This window comes from Oribacterium sp. oral taxon 108 str. F0425 (genome assembly GCF_000214455.1).
In the GTDB taxonomy this organism is placed as follows: domain Bacteria; phylum Bacillota; class Clostridia; order Lachnospirales; family Lachnospiraceae; genus Oribacterium; species Oribacterium asaccharolyticum.
The window spans coordinates 2,260,320-2,277,581 of sequence record NZ_AFIH01000001.1 but is presented as its reverse complement, the minus strand read 5'-3'; the positions used below and the strand labels follow the sequence as shown (position 1 = coordinate 2,277,581).

12 protein-coding genes and 1 pseudogene are annotated in these 17,262 nt (G+C 42.6%); all 13 read left to right on the top strand.

Annotation, left to right across the window (positions count from 1 at the left end; genetic code table 11):
• Positions 1-29: 29 nt before the first annotated feature.
• The 13 genes and pseudogenes from lsrF (at position 30) to HMPREF9124_RS10245 (ending at position 17,262) form a co-directional block, all read left to right on the top strand.
• Positions 30-917 (top strand): 3-hydroxy-5-phosphonooxypentane-2,4-dione thiolase, encoded by an 888-nt coding sequence (lsrF, locus tag HMPREF9124_RS10305; RefSeq protein ID WP_009429618.1) that lies wholly within the window; start codon positions 30-32, stop codon positions 915-917.
• Between the two features lie 321 nt (positions 918-1,238).
• Positions 1,239-2,177 carry a ribokinase gene (locus tag HMPREF9124_RS10300; RefSeq protein WP_036598114.1) on the top strand — a complete coding sequence of 313 codons (939 nt, stop codon included), beginning with the start codon at positions 1,239-1,241 and terminating at the stop codon, positions 2,175-2,177.
• Between the two features lie 259 nt (positions 2,178-2,436).
• On the top strand, positions 2,437-4,023 hold the full coding sequence (locus HMPREF9124_RS10295) for a xylulokinase (RefSeq protein ID WP_009428886.1): 1,587 nt from the start codon (positions 2,437-2,439) through the stop codon (positions 4,021-4,023).
• A 111-nt stretch (positions 4,024-4,134) separates the two neighbouring features.
• Positions 4,135-4,505, top strand: a pseudogene (locus HMPREF9124_RS10290) (IS1634 family transposase); the annotation flags it as partial.
• A 331-nt stretch (positions 4,506-4,836) separates the two neighbouring features.
• Positions 4,837-6,084: an L-rhamnose isomerase gene (locus HMPREF9124_RS10285; RefSeq protein WP_009428525.1), complete on the top strand. Its 1,248-nt coding sequence runs from the start codon at positions 4,837-4,839 to the stop codon at positions 6,082-6,084.
• Positions 6,085-6,147: 63 nt separating this feature from the next.
• Entirely contained in the window at positions 6,148-6,996 is an 849-nt protein-coding gene (gene rhaD, locus HMPREF9124_RS10280) for a rhamnulose-1-phosphate aldolase (protein WP_009428867.1), read from the top strand.
• A gap of 1 nt (position 6,997) precedes the next feature.
• On the top strand, positions 6,998-8,437 hold the full coding sequence (locus HMPREF9124_RS10275) for a rhamnulokinase (RefSeq protein WP_009429261.1): 1,440 nt from the start codon (positions 6,998-7,000) through the stop codon (positions 8,435-8,437).
• 60 nt (positions 8,438-8,497) lie between these two features.
• Positions 8,498-10,051, top strand: a complete 1,554-nt coding sequence (locus tag HMPREF9124_RS10270; RefSeq protein ID WP_009427843.1) for an FGGY-family carbohydrate kinase — start codon at positions 8,498-8,500, stop codon at positions 10,049-10,051.
• Between the two features lie 104 nt (positions 10,052-10,155).
• Complete coding sequence (locus HMPREF9124_RS10265) at positions 10,156-11,649, top strand: sugar ABC transporter ATP-binding protein (protein WP_009429873.1); 1,494 nt, start codon at positions 10,156-10,158, stop codon at positions 11,647-11,649.
• 124 nt (positions 11,650-11,773) lie between these two features.
• Positions 11,774-12,676 (top strand): ABC transporter permease, encoded by a 903-nt coding sequence (locus HMPREF9124_RS10260; RefSeq protein WP_083816316.1) that lies wholly within the window; start codon positions 11,774-11,776, stop codon positions 12,674-12,676.
• 12 nt (positions 12,677-12,688) lie between these two features.
• On the top strand, positions 12,689-13,702 hold the full coding sequence (locus HMPREF9124_RS10255; RefSeq protein WP_009429438.1) for an ABC transporter permease: 1,014 nt from the start codon (positions 12,689-12,691) through the stop codon (positions 13,700-13,702).
• 79 nt (positions 13,703-13,781) lie between these two features.
• On the top strand, positions 13,782-14,819 hold the full coding sequence (locus HMPREF9124_RS10250; RefSeq protein WP_009428893.1) for an autoinducer 2 ABC transporter substrate-binding protein: 1,038 nt from the start codon (positions 13,782-13,784) through the stop codon (positions 14,817-14,819).
• Positions 14,820-15,387: 568 nt separating this feature from the next.
• Positions 15,388-17,262, top strand: a complete 1,875-nt coding sequence (locus HMPREF9124_RS10245) for a methyl-accepting chemotaxis protein (RefSeq protein ID WP_009428215.1) — start codon at positions 15,388-15,390, stop codon at positions 17,260-17,262.

Genomic DNA, 17,262 nt, shown 5'->3' with positions numbered 1-17,262 from the left:
GGCAAATCAGGGTAAGAGGGAGATAAAGAATGGCGGATTTAGATGAATTAAAAGTCGCGAAAAACTATTATGTGGATGTTCCGTTTGCAAATCAGGGGGATTTCCAGGTAAAAGGATGTAATGGTCTGGATTGGGGCATGAAGAAGCACTTGTCCAATATCTTTAATCCGAAGACCGGTAAAACAGTGATGTTTGCATTTGACCATGGTTATTTCATGGGATCAACAGCAGGCTTGGAGCGTTTGGATCTTAAGATTCCGCCTTTGGCACCTTATGTAGATGTCTGGATGGCTACGAGAGGCGCTCTCAGAACCTGTATTCCTGCAAACTTGAAAAACGGCGTTGCACTTCGTGTTACTTCCGGATCATCCATGGTACAAGAGGATCTTAGCCAGGAAGTCGTAGCGGTGGACATCGAAGATGCAATTCGTATGAATGCGGACTGTATGGCAGTGCAGACCTTTATCGGTGCAGATGGTCAGCTTTCCAGCTTGGATAACCTTTCCAAGGTTGTCAATGCCGGCTTCCGGTACAGCATTCCGACAATGGGTGTTGTAGCTGTCGGAAAACAAATGGAGAGAACAGACAGATTCTTTAAGCTTGCGACAAGAATCGTTGCGGAATTAGGTTGCCAGATTGTAAAGACCTACTACTGCGATAACTTTGAAGAAGTGGTTTCCGCTTGCCCTGTTCCCATTGTGGTTGCAGGCGGCAAGAAGCTTACGGAGAAGGATGCTCTGGAAATGACCTATAAGTGCATCCAGGGCGGTGCAGCCGGTGTAGATATGGGAAGAAATATTTTCCAGAGTACTCATCCGGTTCAGATGGCACACGCTGTGCATGAGGTCGTTCACAACGGTCTCACCGGTGCGGAAGGATATGAACTCTTCCAGACATTGGTTAGCGAAAGTAAATAGGATTGAAGCAATAGAATGATAACAGTCGCAGGCGGGATTGAAATCCTTCCTGCGGCTGTTTTTTGCTTGTTAATGGACAAGGATATTTACTGGTTAAGAAAAGGGAGGAACAAGACTCTATTTTTCCATTTTCTTTACTGGAGAAACAGCCTATAAGACTCCTTGTTCCCCAAGCGAGTAAAGATTTTCTTAGTTGATAAAAAAATAACTATTTTTCTTTAATAATTTATAGACTATTGGAGACGCCTTAATATAATGATTAAAGTGAGAAGGAATATTTTTCTATTTCGAATCAGCTATAATGAAAAGAAAGGAGTTATTATGGGAAAAAATATTGTTGTAATAGGGAGCATGAATCAAGATATTATTATGAAAATAAGTCGAATGCCCGATTTGGGTGAATCCATGATGGTGGATGAATGCATTTTGGCGGCTGGGGGGAAAGGCTCTAATCAGGCTGTTCAAGCAGCTAAGCTGGGAGCTAATGTGTCTATGATTGGATCTGTAGGAAAAGATACAATGGGAGAGTTTCTCTTAACTGAAGCAGAGAAATTCCATGTGGATGTCACGCATGTAAAAAGGTCCAATGCCCCTACCGGAATGGCGGATGCCCATGTATTACCGGATGGCCATTTGTTTTGTACGGTTGTAAAAGGGGCAAATTTTGAATTGAAAATAGAAGATGTTACTATGGCGGAATCTTTATTGAAAAGTGCAGATATAGTCATTCTGCAAAATGAGATTCCGAGAGAGGTAGATTATTATGTGGTAGATAAGGCGGAAGAATTTGGGTACAAAGTTATTTATAATGCTGCACCGGCTAGAGAGATGAGCCGACATTACATTGCCAAGTGTGATATTGTGGTAGTGAATGAGGTTGAGGCCGGATTTTATTGTGGGACAAAAATTGATTCTGTAGAAGAAGCAAAAGTTGAAGCATTAAAAATGAGTATGGAAATGGGAAATGATTGGATTATTACGCTTGGTGCAACAGGATCGGTTGTTGCAAGTAATAAGGAAGTCATCTTTATTCCCTCCTACAGAGTAAATGCAATTGAGTCATTGGGGGCAGGAGATTCCTATATTGGAGCCTTAGCTTACGCACTTTTAAGCGGAATGAGTCTGTTTGAAGGCTGTAGGTTTGCGACTGCCTGCAGTGCATTAACGGTAATGAAGTGTGGCGCACAAATTGCCATGCCTACAAAGATAGAGGTAGAAGAGTTTAGAAAGTCTCATTCAGGTAGCCGGTCCTCAAATTAAGCAGCGGATGGAAACGATGAGTAGGAAGAGAGAAGAAGGGTAAATACAGATAATAAAAATTGGAAACCATCCTAATCGACCGCATAAAAATATATGTAATAAAAACAATAAATAGAGTAAAGATTTTGTCAGTTGATAAAGAAATAAAAAGAGAGAAATCATTAACCCTTTGATACAATTGTTTCGGGAAATTTGCTGCTTGTAAAGTGCTAGAGTGCTGGGTGTGATAGGGTTGTAGAATCCCAAGAACGGAGGCGAAATGACAACAAACAAAGATATTATTGAGACAGGAAAGGCGATACTTGGAATTGAGCTAGGTTCCACAAGAATTAAAGCGGTGCTGCTGGGAGAAAATCATCAGACGATTGCTATTGGAGGACACGGTTGGGAAAATCACTATGAAAAAGGTATTTGGACCTATTCTTTAGAGGAGATTTGGTCCGGACTTCAAGACTGCTATCAAAATTTAGCAGAAAATATTGAAAAAGAATATCAGACCAAGCTTCGTAAAGTGGCCGCAATTGGATTTTCAGGGATGATGCATGGCTATATGGCATTTGACCAAAATGGGGATTTGCTTACTCCCTTTCGGACTTGGAGAAATAACTCAGCAAATCAGGCTGCAAAGGAATTAAGCTCTTTGTTTCAATATAATATTCCGGAGCGTTGGAGTATTGCACATTTGTACCAGGCGATTTTAAATGGAGAAGAGCATGTGAAAGAGCTTTCCTATATCACCACCCTTTCCGGTTATATCCATTGGAAAATGACCGGGAAACGCATCTTGGGCGTTGGAGATGCTTCGGGAATGTTTCCGATTGATTCTTCGACGAAAGATTACTATAGCAAGATGGTAGCGAGCTTTGATGAGAAGATTTCAGGGAAATATCCTTGGAAGCTTTTGGATCTTATGCCTAAGGTTATGGTGGCAGGAGAGGAAGCGGGAAGACTTACGGAAGAGGGAGCAAGACTTTTGGATCCAACAGGATCTTTGGAAGCGGGGTGCCCTGTTGCGCCTCCTGAAGGAGATGCAGGAACAGGGATGGTGGCTACCAATAGTGTTGGGGTAAGAACCGGAAATGTATCTGCGGGAACCTCCATTTTTGGTATGTTTGTTTTAGAGCATAACTTGAAAAAATTTCATCCGGAAATTGATATGGTGACGACGCCTGCAGGTCATACGGTGGCTATGGTGCATGCCAACAACTGCACTTCCGACATTGATGCTTGGGTAAGTTTGTTTGAAGAGTTTGCACAAGCAGTGGGAAGCTCAGTGGATAAGAATACTTTGTACCGTACACTTTTCCAAAAAGCCTTGGAAGGAGACGTGAACTGCGGCGGTCTTTTATCCTATGCCTATATTTCCGGAGAATTTATTACAGCTTGTGAAGCTGGACGTCCTCTTTTTGTGAGAAAGCCGGATAGTAAGATGAACTTGGCTAATTTTATGAGAGCCCAGCTGTATTCTGCCTTAGCAACTTTGAAAATTGGCATGGATATTCTTAAGCATGAGGAAGATGTTCGTATTGATAGTATCTTTGGGCATGGAGGATATTTTAAGACTCCCGGCGTGGGACAGAAGTTCCTTGCAGCAGCAGTGGAAGCTCCTGTTTCCGTTATGGATAGTGCAGGTGAGGGAGGCCCTTGGGGTATGGCTATACTTACTGCCTTTATGTTAGAAAGAGAGGAAGGGGAGGAGCTACAGGACTTCCTTTCCAAGAAAATATATGCAGACAGCCATGTGAATACCATTTTGCCTGATTCGAAAGAAGTGGAAGGCTTTAAAAGCTTTATGGAGTCCTTTAAGGCCGGACTGGAAATAGAAAGACTGGCAGGAAAGTTATAAGCTTAGAAGTTGATTCTCTGTAAGATAATATAGGAATAGCCGGAAAGGCTGGAGAAAAACTTTTAGCAAAGAAGAAAAGAGATTGAAAAATATTTGAATTATTTTTGCGTATCATTTCTGAATAAAAAATGTCCGAACGATCCCAAGCGTTTTATACGTCAGAATCACTGTACTTCTGAGGGCGAGATTGCAGATAAAATGATCCCTTCGATAGATGAAGATGTTGCCACAGAAGAGGAACGTTATGACGGTTTCTATGCCGTATGCACAAACCTGGAAGATGATGTGGAAACGATTATAAGTATGAATCAAAAGCGATGGCAGATTGAAGAATGTTTCCGGATTATGCAAAGTGAATTTCAAGCCAGACCGGTATATCTCAGTAGAAAAGATCGAATCACGACACATTTGGTTTTAGAACGGATTACGAGATTGTATCTCAAAGAGAAATAAAAAAGATTTTAACCGCAACGAGAAAGTAGAAATATTACTAGAATTCAAAAAGAAAACACGAGCCCATAAATGGTGTAATTACGCCGTTTATGGGCTCTTGACTCTTTCGCAACTGTCAAAGACGGGGCTCGATAACTGACAGTAAGTTTACCCCCATCAATATTTAGCGTAGGACTTTCTATATTATTTTTATTATGATAAAATATAGTGAATATTTAGATGGATAAGGATATAAAAATAGTGAAATTCACTAACTATATATTGAGGGGCAAGTTTGAACCATGTTAGTAATAGTGAAAATAGTAGTATGGTATGGAAGAATGTAGTATTTTTGATTCAAAAGAGAGGAGAGCACATTCCATGACAGCGAAGGAAAGATATGAATATGCAAAAGAGAAATATGCCCAAATAGCTGTGGACATAGATGCGGCAATAAATAAAACATCGGAAATCCGTGTTTCCATGCATTGTTGGCAGGGAGACGATGTCGCCGGATTTGATCGAAAAGGAACCCTCAGCGGGGGAATTCAGACGACAGGAAATTATCCGTATAAGGCAAAGACACCAGAGCAATTAATGAGCGATATTGAGAAAGTCTTTTCCTATGTTCCTGGGAAACATAAGCTGAACTTGCATGCCAGTTATGCGATTTTTAATGAAGGCGAGTGGGTGGACAGAGATAGGTTGGAACCCAGACATTTTAGAAAATGGATTGATTTTGCAAAGAAAAATGGCATTGGTTTGGACTTTAACCCGACAATGTTTGCCCATCCAAAAGCAGAAAATGGAACACTTTCCTCGGAAGACTCGGAAGTTCGTCAATTTTGGATTGATCACTGTATCGCTTGTATCCGTATTTCGGAGTATTTTGCAGAGGAGACAGGTATTCCATGTTTAATGAATATCTGGATTCCCGACGGACTGAAAGATGTTCCTATGGACCGCCGAGGACCTAGAGCAAGACTGAAGGACTCTTTAGATCGGATTTTGGCAGCAGGATACGACAAAGACAAGGTCTATATTGCAGTAGAGTCAAAAGTGTTTGGAATCGGCGTAGAATCCTACACCGTTGGATCGCACGAATTCTATATGAATTATGCTGCGCAGAATGATTTAATGTGTTTGATTGATACTGGGCATTTTCATCCAACGGAAAATGTTGCAGATAAAATTTCTTCGATGCTGCTGTTTTTTGACAAAATGGCATTGCATCTTTCAAGACCTGTTCGCTGGGATTCGGATCATGTCATTATCTTTAATGATGATTTACGAGAAATTGCCCAGGAAATTGTCAAGAATGATGCCAAAAAGCTGCTTATCGCGACGGACTACTTTGATGCGTCGATTAATCGAATAGCTGCATGGACAAATGGAATGCGTAGTCTAGAAAAGGCATTGCTCTATGCTAACTTACAGCCTAATACCGAGCTTGCAAAGTTACAGGAAGCAAGAGATTTTACAAGTGCAATGTCGCTGAGCGAAGCATCTAAAATGATGCCATTTGGGGATGTTTGGGACTATTATTGTGAGCAACATGGGGTTTTACCGGAAATGCAGTGGTACGATGATTGCAAAAGATATGAGAAGGAAGTTCTTTCTGTTCGGTAAAGATGATTTATCTTCATTGCAGGCAGGAAAAATGCTTGTATAGAATGGAAAAAGGGAGGCAATATGAAAGTAATCGATGCAGGTTTTACAAAGTCCTTCATCAGAATGTGTTCTGATGGATTTACAATGGGTTGGCATGAAAGAAATGGTGGCAACCTAAGTTATAGAGTTAGGGAGGAAGAACTTGCTTCCGTAAAGGACGATTTAGATGAAAATGCAGTCTGGCATGACTTGGGGACTACAGTGCCGGAGCTTGCCGGGGAGTACTTCATGGTCACAGGATCCGGCAAGTATTTTCGAAATGTGGAAATTGATCCTCCGGCAAATATCGGATTAGTAAAACTCGATGATAGCGGCAGTAAGTATAGAATCGAATGGGGACTAAAAGGAAATGCAAGACCTACATCTGAATTTCCGACCCATGTTATGAATCTGGAAGTTTGTAAAAAGCGTGATCCGGAAATTCGTGTCGTTTACCATTGTCATCCGACAAATGTCATTGCACTGACCTTTATACTCCCCCTTGACGGAAAGATTTTCACGAGGGAACTATGGGAGATGGCAACGGAGTGTCCCGTGGTTTTTCCGGAAGGCATAGGTGTCATTGAATGGATGGTTTGTGGCGGGAGAGAAATCGGCATCAAGACATCAGAAATTATGAAGAAGCAAGACATTGCCATTTGGGCGCACCATGGCGTGTTTGTTTGCGGAAGAGATTTTGACGAATCTTTCGGATTGATGCATACAGTAGAGAAGTCCGCAGAAATTCTAATTAAGGTGATGTCTGTTACAAACAAAAAACGACAGACTATCACACCGGAGAATTTCCGGGCATTGAAGGCACCCTTTGGAGTGGATATCAAGGAAGATTTTCTTTATGAGAAAAAGAGTGGCTTAATCGGAGAGTATTAGGATGGGTGTGAAATATTATCTTGCGGTGGATATTGGGGCATCGTCCGGTAGACATATGCTTGCACACATGGAGGACGGGAAGATTTGCTTGGAAGAGCTGTATCGCTTTGAAAATGCAATGGATAAGCGAGATGGACACAAGGTTTGGAATACGGAGCGTCTCTTTAGTGAAATTATTACAGGCATGAAAAAATGTGCTGAAAAGAGGAAAATCCCTTATAGCATGGGTGTAGATACATGGGGCGTGGATTATGTTCTACTGGATGCGGCCGGGAAACAGCTGGGAGAGTGTTATGCCTATCGAGATAAACGTCTAAATGGCATGGACGATATGGTGTATAAGTTTATCTCTGAATCAGATCTTTATAAAAGAACCGGAATACAGAAAGCCATATTCAATACAATTTATCAGCTGATGGCGGATAAAGAGCAGGAGCCCAAAAAGCTTGCAGCCGCAAGTAAAATTTTGATGATGCCGGACTATATGCATTATCTTTTGTGTGGAGATGCCCGCCAAGAATACTGTAATGCAACGACAGGACAGCTGATTAGTCCAAAGACGAATACTTGGGATATGGAACTCATTAAAATGCTTGGGTACCCGGAGAGAATATTTCCGGACCTTGTGCTTCCCGGTTCAGTAGCAGGGCAATTAACGAAGGAAGTTCAGCAGATGGTAGGATTTAACTGTAAGGTTGTCAGACCGGCCACTCATGATACAGCATCAGCAGTAATGAGTGTGCCTTCCGATAGTGATGATTGCATGTATCTTTCTTCCGGCACATGGTCACTGATGGGATGTGAGTTGCCAAATGCCAATTGTTCCAAAGAAGCGAGGGAGGCTAATTTGACCAATGAAGGAGGCTATGATTACCGCTATCGTTTTTTGAAGAATATTATGGGCTTATGGATGATTCAATCCGTAAAAAAAGAGCTGGAAGCTGGGTATCCTTTCCCGGGGAAAACAGGAGAGGAGGATTTGTCTTTTTCCGGACTATGCGAAATGGCGGCGAAAGAACACATAGAATCCATAGTAGATGCAAATGATGTGTGCTTTCTGTCGCCGGATTCGATGATTGAAGCCGTTCAGAAGGCCTGTAGAGATCGAGGAAGCCAGGTCCCGCTAACACCAGGGGAACTTGCCAGGGTTATTTACCGTTCTCTTGCGCATTGCTATAAAAGAACAATAGAGGAAATTGAGCGTGTAACAGGGAAAACATTTTCCTCTATCCATATTGTAGGAGGAGGTTCCCGAGCAGACTATCTAAACAGGCTTACTGCGAAGGAAACCGGACGCACGGTTTATGCAGGACCTATCGAGGCAAGCGCAATTGGGAACATCGGGGCACAAATGATAGCAGACGGAGTTTTTAAGGATTTGAAAGCATTTCGAAGATGCGTGTTCAGATCGTTTGGAGTAAAAACTTATGAGCCGGTATGATGCTTACCGGCGGATATGGCCCGAAAGCTATCTGCTTGTAAGGGATAAACGGAGGTAGCTATGCATTATTATATCGGGCTGGATAACGGTGGAACAACTACTAAGGCAGCCCTCTTCGATACAAACGGAAAGGAGATTGGCGTGGCAGGGATGTCTACTGCTTCTATAACGCCAAGGCCTGACTTTGTGGAACGTGACATGGAAGAAATGTGGGATGCAAATTGTCAGGTTATCAAGGAACTCCTGCAAAAAACAGGAGTCTCAGCGGCGGACATAGCCGGTATTGGTGTTTGTGGTCATGGAAAGGGACTATACCTTTGGGGAAAGGATGGCCAACCCGTTCGTAACGGAATCATCTCCTCAGATAATCGTGCATATCGTTATTCCAAAAAATGGAAGGCAGACGGAACGGAAGATAAGGTGTTTGAATACAGTTGCCAGCATATTATGCCTTGTCAGCCTGTAGCACTTCTGGCATGGCTAAAAGATAATGAGCCGGAAAATTACAAGAATATTCAATATGTTTTTGAGTGTAAGGACTATGTTCGTTTTCGTCTGACCGGTGAAGCCAGGGCGGAGATGACGGACTATTCCGGAGCGAATCTTATGAACTTAAAGACCGGAGAGTATGATCAGAGGATTTTGGAGCTCTTTGGGATACCGGAGATACAGAAGGCTCTTCCTCCTCTCTGTCGTGCGGATGAAGTTTGTGGACATATTTCTTCGGAGGCTGCTGCCAAAACTGGTTTGAGTGAAGGAACACCTGTGATTGGAGGCTTTTTTGATATCAACGCCGGTGCCATTGCTTCAGGGGTGCTGGATCCTTCCTTGATTTGTATGATTGCAGGAACCTGGTCCATTAATGAATATATTCGGAAAGAACCTGTACTGGACGGTAAGGTACAGATGAATTCTCTTTTTGCTTTACCGGAATACTATCTGATAGAAGAGTCTAGTGCAACCAGTGCAGGGAATAATGAATGGTTTGTAAGAGAACTATTGCCGGAGCTGAAATTACAAGCGAAGCAGGAAGGACGGAATGTATATGACATGATGGATGAATGGGTGGAGTCTATAGCGCCATCAGAGTTTGTGCCTATATTCCTTCCTTTCACTATGGCATCGAACGTCCATCCGAATGCAAAAGGGAGCTTTATCGGCATCAGTTACAGTCATAAGAGAAAACATCTTGTGCGAAGCGTATTTGAAGGAATTACCTTTAGTCACCGTTATCATTTGGAAAAGCTTTTGGCAACAAGAGAGGAGCCAGCGAAAGCGATTCGTCTTTCGGGAGGAGCTGCCAAAGCCAAAGTATGGGTGCAGATGTTTGCGGACGTAATGCAGTTGCCGGTGGAAACGCTAAGTGCGAATGAAAACGGGGCATTGGGCTGTGCCATTGCGGCAGCAAAGGCAACAGGAGAATATAAGGATTTGAGTGAGGCCGTTAGCCACATGAGTAGGATATCTGATGCGGTAATGCCTAATCCTGCGATGAAAGATATTTATGACAGGAAGTATAGATTGTATGTTCGTGCTATTGAGTCACTGGATTCTTTTTGGGATGAGATGCAGTCGCTCATCGAATCCTCCGATTGTGAAAAAGATTACCCTTAAATGTAAATTTATGTGGTAGAATAAGAAGGTACCTTAAGAAAATAATAGGAAATTGTATCGTCAAGGATAAGGGAGGCTGAATTTTTCAGCCAAAGGGTAAAAGTATGTCGGAAAAGTTTTTGGAGCTTTTAAATATCAGCAAAACATTTCCGGGGGTTAAGGCTCTGGATCATGTTAAGTTTGATATCTATCCGGGAGAGGTTCATGCTCTGGTAGGTGAAAACGGAGCCGGAAAATCCACTCTGATTAAAATTCTCTCCGGAGTTCAACCGCCGGATGAGGGGGGAAGAATCATTATCGAGGGAAAGGAAGTCCATTTAAAAGGTCCCATGGATGCAATAAAAAGGGGAATTTCCGTTATTTATCAGGACTTTAGTTTGTTTTCAAATCTCACTGTTGCCGAGAATATTGGAATCAATGAAATGATTGAAAAGAATCAAAGGATTCTTCCTTGGAAAGAGGTCAATAGAAAGGCGAAAGAGGCGCTTGCTTTCCTGAAAACAGACATTAATCCGCAGGATATGGTGGGGCATCTTTCGGTTGCAAAACAACAGATGGTTGCTATTGCGGCATCTGTGGCACAGAAAGCCAAAATGATCATCATGGATGAGCCTACCTCAGCCCTTTCTAGATCAGAAGTTGAACGCCTGTATGAGATTATTGAAGATCTAAAAAAACAAAATATAGCCATTATGTTTGTGGGTCACAAAATGGATGAGCTCTATCATGTGGCTGATCGTTTTACGGTATTCCGTGACGGCCAGTATGTAAATACGGTAGATGCTAAACAGACAGCTGAATCGGAGTTGATTTCCATGATGGTTGGCCGAAAAATTGAAGTACAGAGTTATTTGGGAGAGGCTAAGGGAGAAAAGAAAGCGGTATTAAGAGTCGAAAATCTGTGTAAGAGCGGAAATTTCAAGGATGTTACCTTTGAAGCACGAGCAGGAGAAATACTAGGAGTTACCGGCTTGGTTGGTGCAGGGAGAAGTGAGACCATGCAGGCAATCTTCGGCATTAACACGGCGGATTCGGGAAAGATAATCCTCGATGGTCAGGAGGTTCATATCCACTCGCCGAAGGAAGCACTGGACCATGGCATTGCCTATATTCCTGAAAGCAGACAAACTCAGGGACTCATATTGAAGAAGACGATTCGAGATAATATTCTTCTGCCTCAGCTATCCAAGTATGCCAATGCCTTTGGAATATTGAATAATGCCAAGATGCGGGATGCGGCGAATCAGTGGATTGAGATGTTGGATGTTCGTCCCGGTGATCCGAATAATCTTGCTATGCAGTTATCCGGCGGTAATCAGCAAAAAGTAGTTTTGGCAAAATGGATATCTACCAATGCCCGTGTGTTGATTGTGGATGAACCTACCAATGGCGTTGATATCGGTGCCAAGGATGAAATCCATAAGATACTTCGTGACATAGCCAATCAGGGAACAGCAGTGATTATGGTTTCCTCTGAACTGGTGGAGGTATTGGCTTGCAGCGACAGAGTTATGGTCATGCGTAGAGGGCGGGTTGCCGGTATTTTGGACAATAAGGACCTTACACAGGAACAGATCATGAATCAGTCTGTATCATAAGGAGGAATGACTACTACATGTCTAAGTTGATAAGTCTTCTAAAACGAAAAAAGAATTTGTAATTCTCGCAATCATTATTGTCCTCTCCATTTTGATTACGTTTGTCAATCCGGTGTTCATTACTTTGAACAACATTTTGGATTTCATTCGTAGCAATGCGGTTTATGGCATTATGGCATTTGGTATGTTGCCGGTTCTGATTACAGGGGGAATTGATTTGTCGATCTCTTCGACCATTGCGCTTTGTGCAGTCATTTCAGGTAATTTTATGCTTGCAAATCCCGGCTCCAACATCTTTGTAGTCATGCTTTTGTCTATGTTGGTGGGATCCTTAGTAGGTGCTTTTAACGGATTTCTTATTACAAAGATTAAGATTCCGCCCATCGTGGCAACCATTGGAACACAAACCATTACCCTGGCAGCAGTTCTTCTCTATTCCGGAGGAATATGGATTTCCGGGCTTCCGGAATGGTTTTCCACTTTTGGTTCTTTCGAGCTGGGACAAATAGAGAGTGCCGGTAATATCACAGGTATATATAGCCAAATCATACTCCTGATAATTACAGGAGTACTGACTTCCTTTATCCTTCGCAATACATTAACCGGACGTGGTATTTATGCGGTAGGCGGTAATATGCAGTCTGCACTGAGGGTCGGATATAAACCGGATAGAATTCTTATGTTTGCATATATGTTTTCCGGAGCAATGGCAGGACTGGCGGCCATCGCCCATATCAGTATCGTAGGACAGGTGGATCCGAATACCTATCTAAACTATGAGATGGATGTTATTGCCATCATCGTGTTGGGAGGAGCCTCTTTGTCAGGAGGTATAGGAAATGTCTTTGGAACAACGCTGGGCATCATTTTGATGGCAATCATAAAGAATGGTCTGGTATTGGTGCGTGTATCAACCTATTATCAGAAGGTCGTTATGGGAGCGATTATCGTTGCAACGATTATGATGGATGCCATCAATACACGGTTAACGGAGAAAAATGCTATCAAGGTAGATGTTGATGTGTAAGGGGGAAGGAATATGTTTTTTAAGGGAATAAGAGAGAAGCGCCGTAACGAGATGGTGCTGTTCCTGATCTTCATCATCTTATTTGTTTTAATGTCGGTGCTTTCACCAAATAAGTTTTTGTCATCGACAAACCTACAGAATATGTGTTTTCAAATGCCGGAATTTGGTTTGATGGCACTTGCCATGATGGCGGCAGTTTTGACAGGTGGAATGAATTTGTCCATCATTACCGGCTCTATGCTGTCGGCTATTGTTGCAGGGTTTTTCATGTCATCAGAATTTTCTAAGGCTAACCCTGTTGCCGGTACAATACTTGGAATTCTGATTATTATGGGGATTTCCCTTTTAACAGGAATTGTCAACGGATATCTTATTGGATATGTCGGTTGTGTTGCTATGCTAATTACATTGGGAACACGAATGATTTTTGAAGGAATAGGACTCCGTTTGACAAAGGGAGGGTCTGTATCGGGATTTCCTGAGCAGTTTAGCAGTATCGGTTCTGCCACTATCGGATGGCTTCCCGTGACGATTCTGATTTACCTGTTGATGGTCATAGTGACTTATTTCCTGCTTGAGCGCAGCAGATTTGGGCATGAAGTCTATATGCTTGGATCTAACGAAGTTGCTACTCGCTTTTCCGGTGTTAATACACGTAGGGTAATCTTTTTGGTATATGTTTTTTCCAGCTTCTGTTACGGGCTTTCCGGGGTTCTCATCAGCGCACATTACGTTAGTGCCAAGGTGGACTACGGTTCGTCCTATCTTATGCAGGCTGTTACAGCAGTAGTGCTTGGCGGCACAAGCATTAATGGCGGAGAGGGAACGGTTGCAGGAACAGTCATTGCCGTGATGATTATGCAGACTATTTCCACCGGATTAAATATCTTTGGTACGGACAGATATATCATTAATATCATCACCGGAGGCATCTTAATAGCAGTACTGGCTATTCGACACATTACTGGGATTCTTTCAGATTGTAGAAAGATTGCAGCACGTAAAGAAAAGTCTTCGGCTACATAAAGATACAAAAGTTTATTCTTCATGATAAAGGCATGATAGAATATACATACAAACCATTCATACAGAAGGAGGAAAGTAAATGAAAAAGAAAGTGATTAGTGCACTGTTGGTTGGTTCCATGGCCTTGTCCCTCATGGCCTGCGGAGGAGGGAATAAAGCAACTACAACAGAAAGCTCTAAAGCAGCTGCAGCAGGGGATACAGCAAGTAGCGGCGAAAAGAATGTTGTGTTTATGCCAAAGCTGGTTGGTATTCCGTATTTCACAACCTGTAATGAAGGTGCACAGGAAGCTGCAAAAGAACTGGGCATTACCTGTACATACAACGGTCCTACTACCGCAGATGCCGCACAGCAGGTAACTATGTTGGAAGACTATATTGCACAGGGTGTTGATGCAATTGCAGTTGCTCCCAATGACCCTGCAGCGATGACATCCGTTCTGAAGAAAGCGAAGGATGCTGGTATTTTGGTTATGGACTGGGATACACAGGCCGATCCCTCTCTGACCAAAGTTTCTGTTTGTCAGGTAAATGACCAGAAATTTGGAGAGCACATGGTTGACAAGCTTATTGAGTATATGGGAACCGATTCTGGACAGATTGCGCTGGTTACCGGTGGTCTTTCTGCGGCAAATCTGAACGCATGGATTAAAGCATCCAAGGATTATCTTGCAAAAAAATATCCTAACATTGAGATTGTAAACAATGGTGACCCATATCCAACAGATGAGAAGCAGGACGTTGCATATTCCACCACAAAGGACATTATGAAAGCATATCCGAATGTTATCGGAATTCTTGGATATTCCACACCTTCAGCACCCGGCTGTGGTGAAGCAATTAGAGATCTTGGTCTTCAGGATAAGGTAACATTGGTAGCAAACGGTGTTGAAGCTGATATTCAGGACGTTCTTTCCGATGGATCTCTGGACTGCGGTAATCTGTGGAACACACAGGATCTTGGCAGAATTACAATGGCTGTTGCAAGCTATCTTCTGCAGGGAAATGAGTTAAAGAACGGTGAGAAGATTCCGGGATGGGATCAGCCGATTATTCTTAGTGAAGATGGACATAATGTTTATATGACAGAGAGCGGAACGGATTACGAAAAGAAATAAATTGTAAATCACGAGGGGGATGCTATAAGCATCCCCCTTGTGATTTACAATTGCTACATCTCTAAGGTTATCTTTAGATTTGTTCTCAGTGAGAGGAAATCAGCGGACACGATATGGATCTCCGCAGGTACTATCGTAAAGTGGAATATTAAACCATCAAAAAAATAAGAGGCAAATTGTATGCCTCTTATTTTTTCTTATGTTCCTTTTCGTCATTTTTTGATTCAATTTTAATTTTCATAAAAGAAAACGAAAAATAGCTAAAGTAATGGAGAAAGTGACGATATACATCATAACGTTAAGTTCGTGACATTTTTAACAAGAGAAGTCGCGGCACGTCTATTTATAGCGAGTAGCGGGAGAAAAGCAGGAGTTCTCTCGCTTGAACCATGAGTCATGACGATTGTTGCGGGAATGCAGTATGTGACAATCACATAGTATCCGGGACTAAAGGAGAGGAAGTTATGCATTTATCATTGAAGAAGAGGATTATTCTGTTTTTTTACTGGCGATGATGCTGATGGTTGGATTTTTCGCGCTGTATTTTTACCAGTCGACAAGAGATTTAATGGCACAGTCCGAGAGAAGCCTGGAAGCCATTGTCAGTAAATCCATTGAAAAGGAAATTGCGGACAATCTGGATTTTACGGAAGCAAATGTAAAGGCAGTGGTGGAGAATCAAAAAGTGCAGGAGCTTTTTGCAAAACGGGATAGAGAAGGTCTGTACGAATATATGCTGCCTACGTATAAGAGTATGAAGGAAGAGTTTCCGCAGGCTCATTTTCATCTTCCGGATTCCGTGTCTTTTCTTCGTATGAACAAGCCTGAGAAATTCGGCGACAGCCTGAAAGATTTCCGTTTTACGGTAAATGAGGCGAACAGTACTAAAAAGACGGTAAAGGGAATAGAGGCCGGTGTATCGGGATTCGGATTCAGAGTGGTTATGCCGGTTTTCTACGAAGGAACGCACATCGGAAGCTTCGAATACGGAAGAGAGTTGGAGCATAGTTTCTTAGAGACTCTGAAAGAGTCTTATAACGGGGATTTTCTCCTGTATAAGCTGGAGGATGGAGAAGCAAAGTATATTTCTTCTACCATTTCAGAGGATGAAATTGCATTTCCTTATCCGGAGAAGTTGGATGCCATTCAAAATGGAGAAGTTGTTTTTATGACTTCCGAGGATGAGACACAAAACTATTATTGTCTGCCCTTGAAGTCCTTTGACGGAAAAACCTTGGGATTTTTAGAGTTTGTGGATGACCGCACGGACCTTGTGATGCAGGAGAAGGAAACCTTCCGTAAATTGGGAATGGTAGTGCTTGCCATGTTGATTATCATTCCTATCCTTGCCATGCTCTTCTTAACCATTGCATTTCGCCCGCTTCATGCCTTGGTAAAGGATGCGGAAGTGATTGCACAGGGAGATTTTACTAAGCACTTTGCAACGAACCGCAAGGATGAAATCGGTATGATCAGTAAGTCTTTGGATCACATTTCCGGCGGGTTGAAGGAGATGTTCCATGTCATTGGAGATATGTCCTATAAGGTGGTCAATAATTCGGAAGAGATTTCCGTTACCGGAGAGAAGCTTTCCGCTTCCAACCGGGAGGTATTTCAAAATGTAGTGGATGCGAGCACATTGGCTTCCGAACAGCATGTTTCCGTAGAGCATGCTAAGTCGGATGTCCAGTTTATGGCGGATCGGATTTCTGCACTAAATGAAAGCGTAAAGCTGATTAATCAGTCTATTGACACTGTGATTACTTCTACAAATGAAGGAACAGACGCTTCGGCAAGAATCGAGGAGAGTATTCTGGATTTGCAGGAAACCTCTGAGAATAACAATGTTAAAATTGAGAAACTGAATGCAGGATCGGTTAAGATTGAAGAAATTGTTCATACTATCCGCCGTATTGCGGATGAGACCAACATTCTGGCACTCAATGCTTCTACAGAAGCTGCACGTGCGGGAGAGGCGGGAAGAGGCCTTGCGGTTGTGGCAAGCGAGGTGAGTAAGCTGGCTGACCAGTCAAAGACTTCCACGAACTCCATTGCGACACTTATCCGGGAAATTCGCGGATATATTGACAGCGTAGTGGTTTCCAGTAAGGAAAATAATGAAAAATTGATAGAAGGAGTATCCGTTGTACAGGAATCCAAGGCAACCTTCGGTGCAATCAGCACGGAGGTGCAGATGGTGGTTTCCCAGATTACGGATATCACGAAGATGGTAGAACAGATCTACGAAAAGATTGAAACTTTGCAGACCAGCTTCAGGGATATTGTGGAGAAGTCCGACAATACCATGAATAATATCGAGAGTGTCAAGCAGATTTCCGAGTCTCAGACGGCGGCGATGAGTGAAATTACAAACTCTACGACAATGCTTGCGGAGATGTCTGCGGAACTTCGACAGGCTGTTTCCAAGTTTAAATATGAATAA

Excerpts from the sequence above, each read along its gene's own strand:
- lsrF (WP_009429618.1), top strand. The coding sequence starts at position 30 with ATGGCGGATTTAGATGAATTAAAAGTCGCGAAAAACTATTATGTGGAT.
- HMPREF9124_RS10300 (WP_036598114.1), top strand. The coding sequence starts at position 1,239 with ATGGGAAAAAATATTGTTGTAATAGGGAGCATGAATCAAGATATTATT.
- HMPREF9124_RS10295 (WP_009428886.1), top strand. The coding sequence starts at position 2,437 with ATGACAACAAACAAAGATATTATTGAGACAGGAAAGGCGATACTTGGA.
- HMPREF9124_RS10285 (WP_009428525.1), top strand. The coding sequence starts at position 4,837 with ATGACAGCGAAGGAAAGATATGAATATGCAAAAGAGAAATATGCCCAA.
- rhaD (WP_009428867.1), top strand. The coding sequence starts at position 6,148 with ATGAAAGTAATCGATGCAGGTTTTACAAAGTCCTTCATCAGAATGTGT.
- HMPREF9124_RS10275 (WP_009429261.1), top strand. The coding sequence starts at position 6,998 with ATGGGTGTGAAATATTATCTTGCGGTGGATATTGGGGCATCGTCCGGT.
- HMPREF9124_RS10270 (WP_009427843.1), top strand. The coding sequence starts at position 8,498 with ATGCATTATTATATCGGGCTGGATAACGGTGGAACAACTACTAAGGCA.
- HMPREF9124_RS10265 (WP_009429873.1), top strand. The coding sequence starts at position 10,156 with ATGTCGGAAAAGTTTTTGGAGCTTTTAAATATCAGCAAAACATTTCCG.
- HMPREF9124_RS10255 (WP_009429438.1), top strand. The coding sequence starts at position 12,689 with ATGTTTTTTAAGGGAATAAGAGAGAAGCGCCGTAACGAGATGGTGCTG.
- HMPREF9124_RS10250 (WP_009428893.1), top strand. The coding sequence starts at position 13,782 with ATGAAAAAGAAAGTGATTAGTGCACTGTTGGTTGGTTCCATGGCCTTG.
- HMPREF9124_RS10245 (WP_009428215.1), top strand. The coding sequence starts at position 15,388 with ATGGCACAGTCCGAGAGAAGCCTGGAAGCCATTGTCAGTAAATCCATT.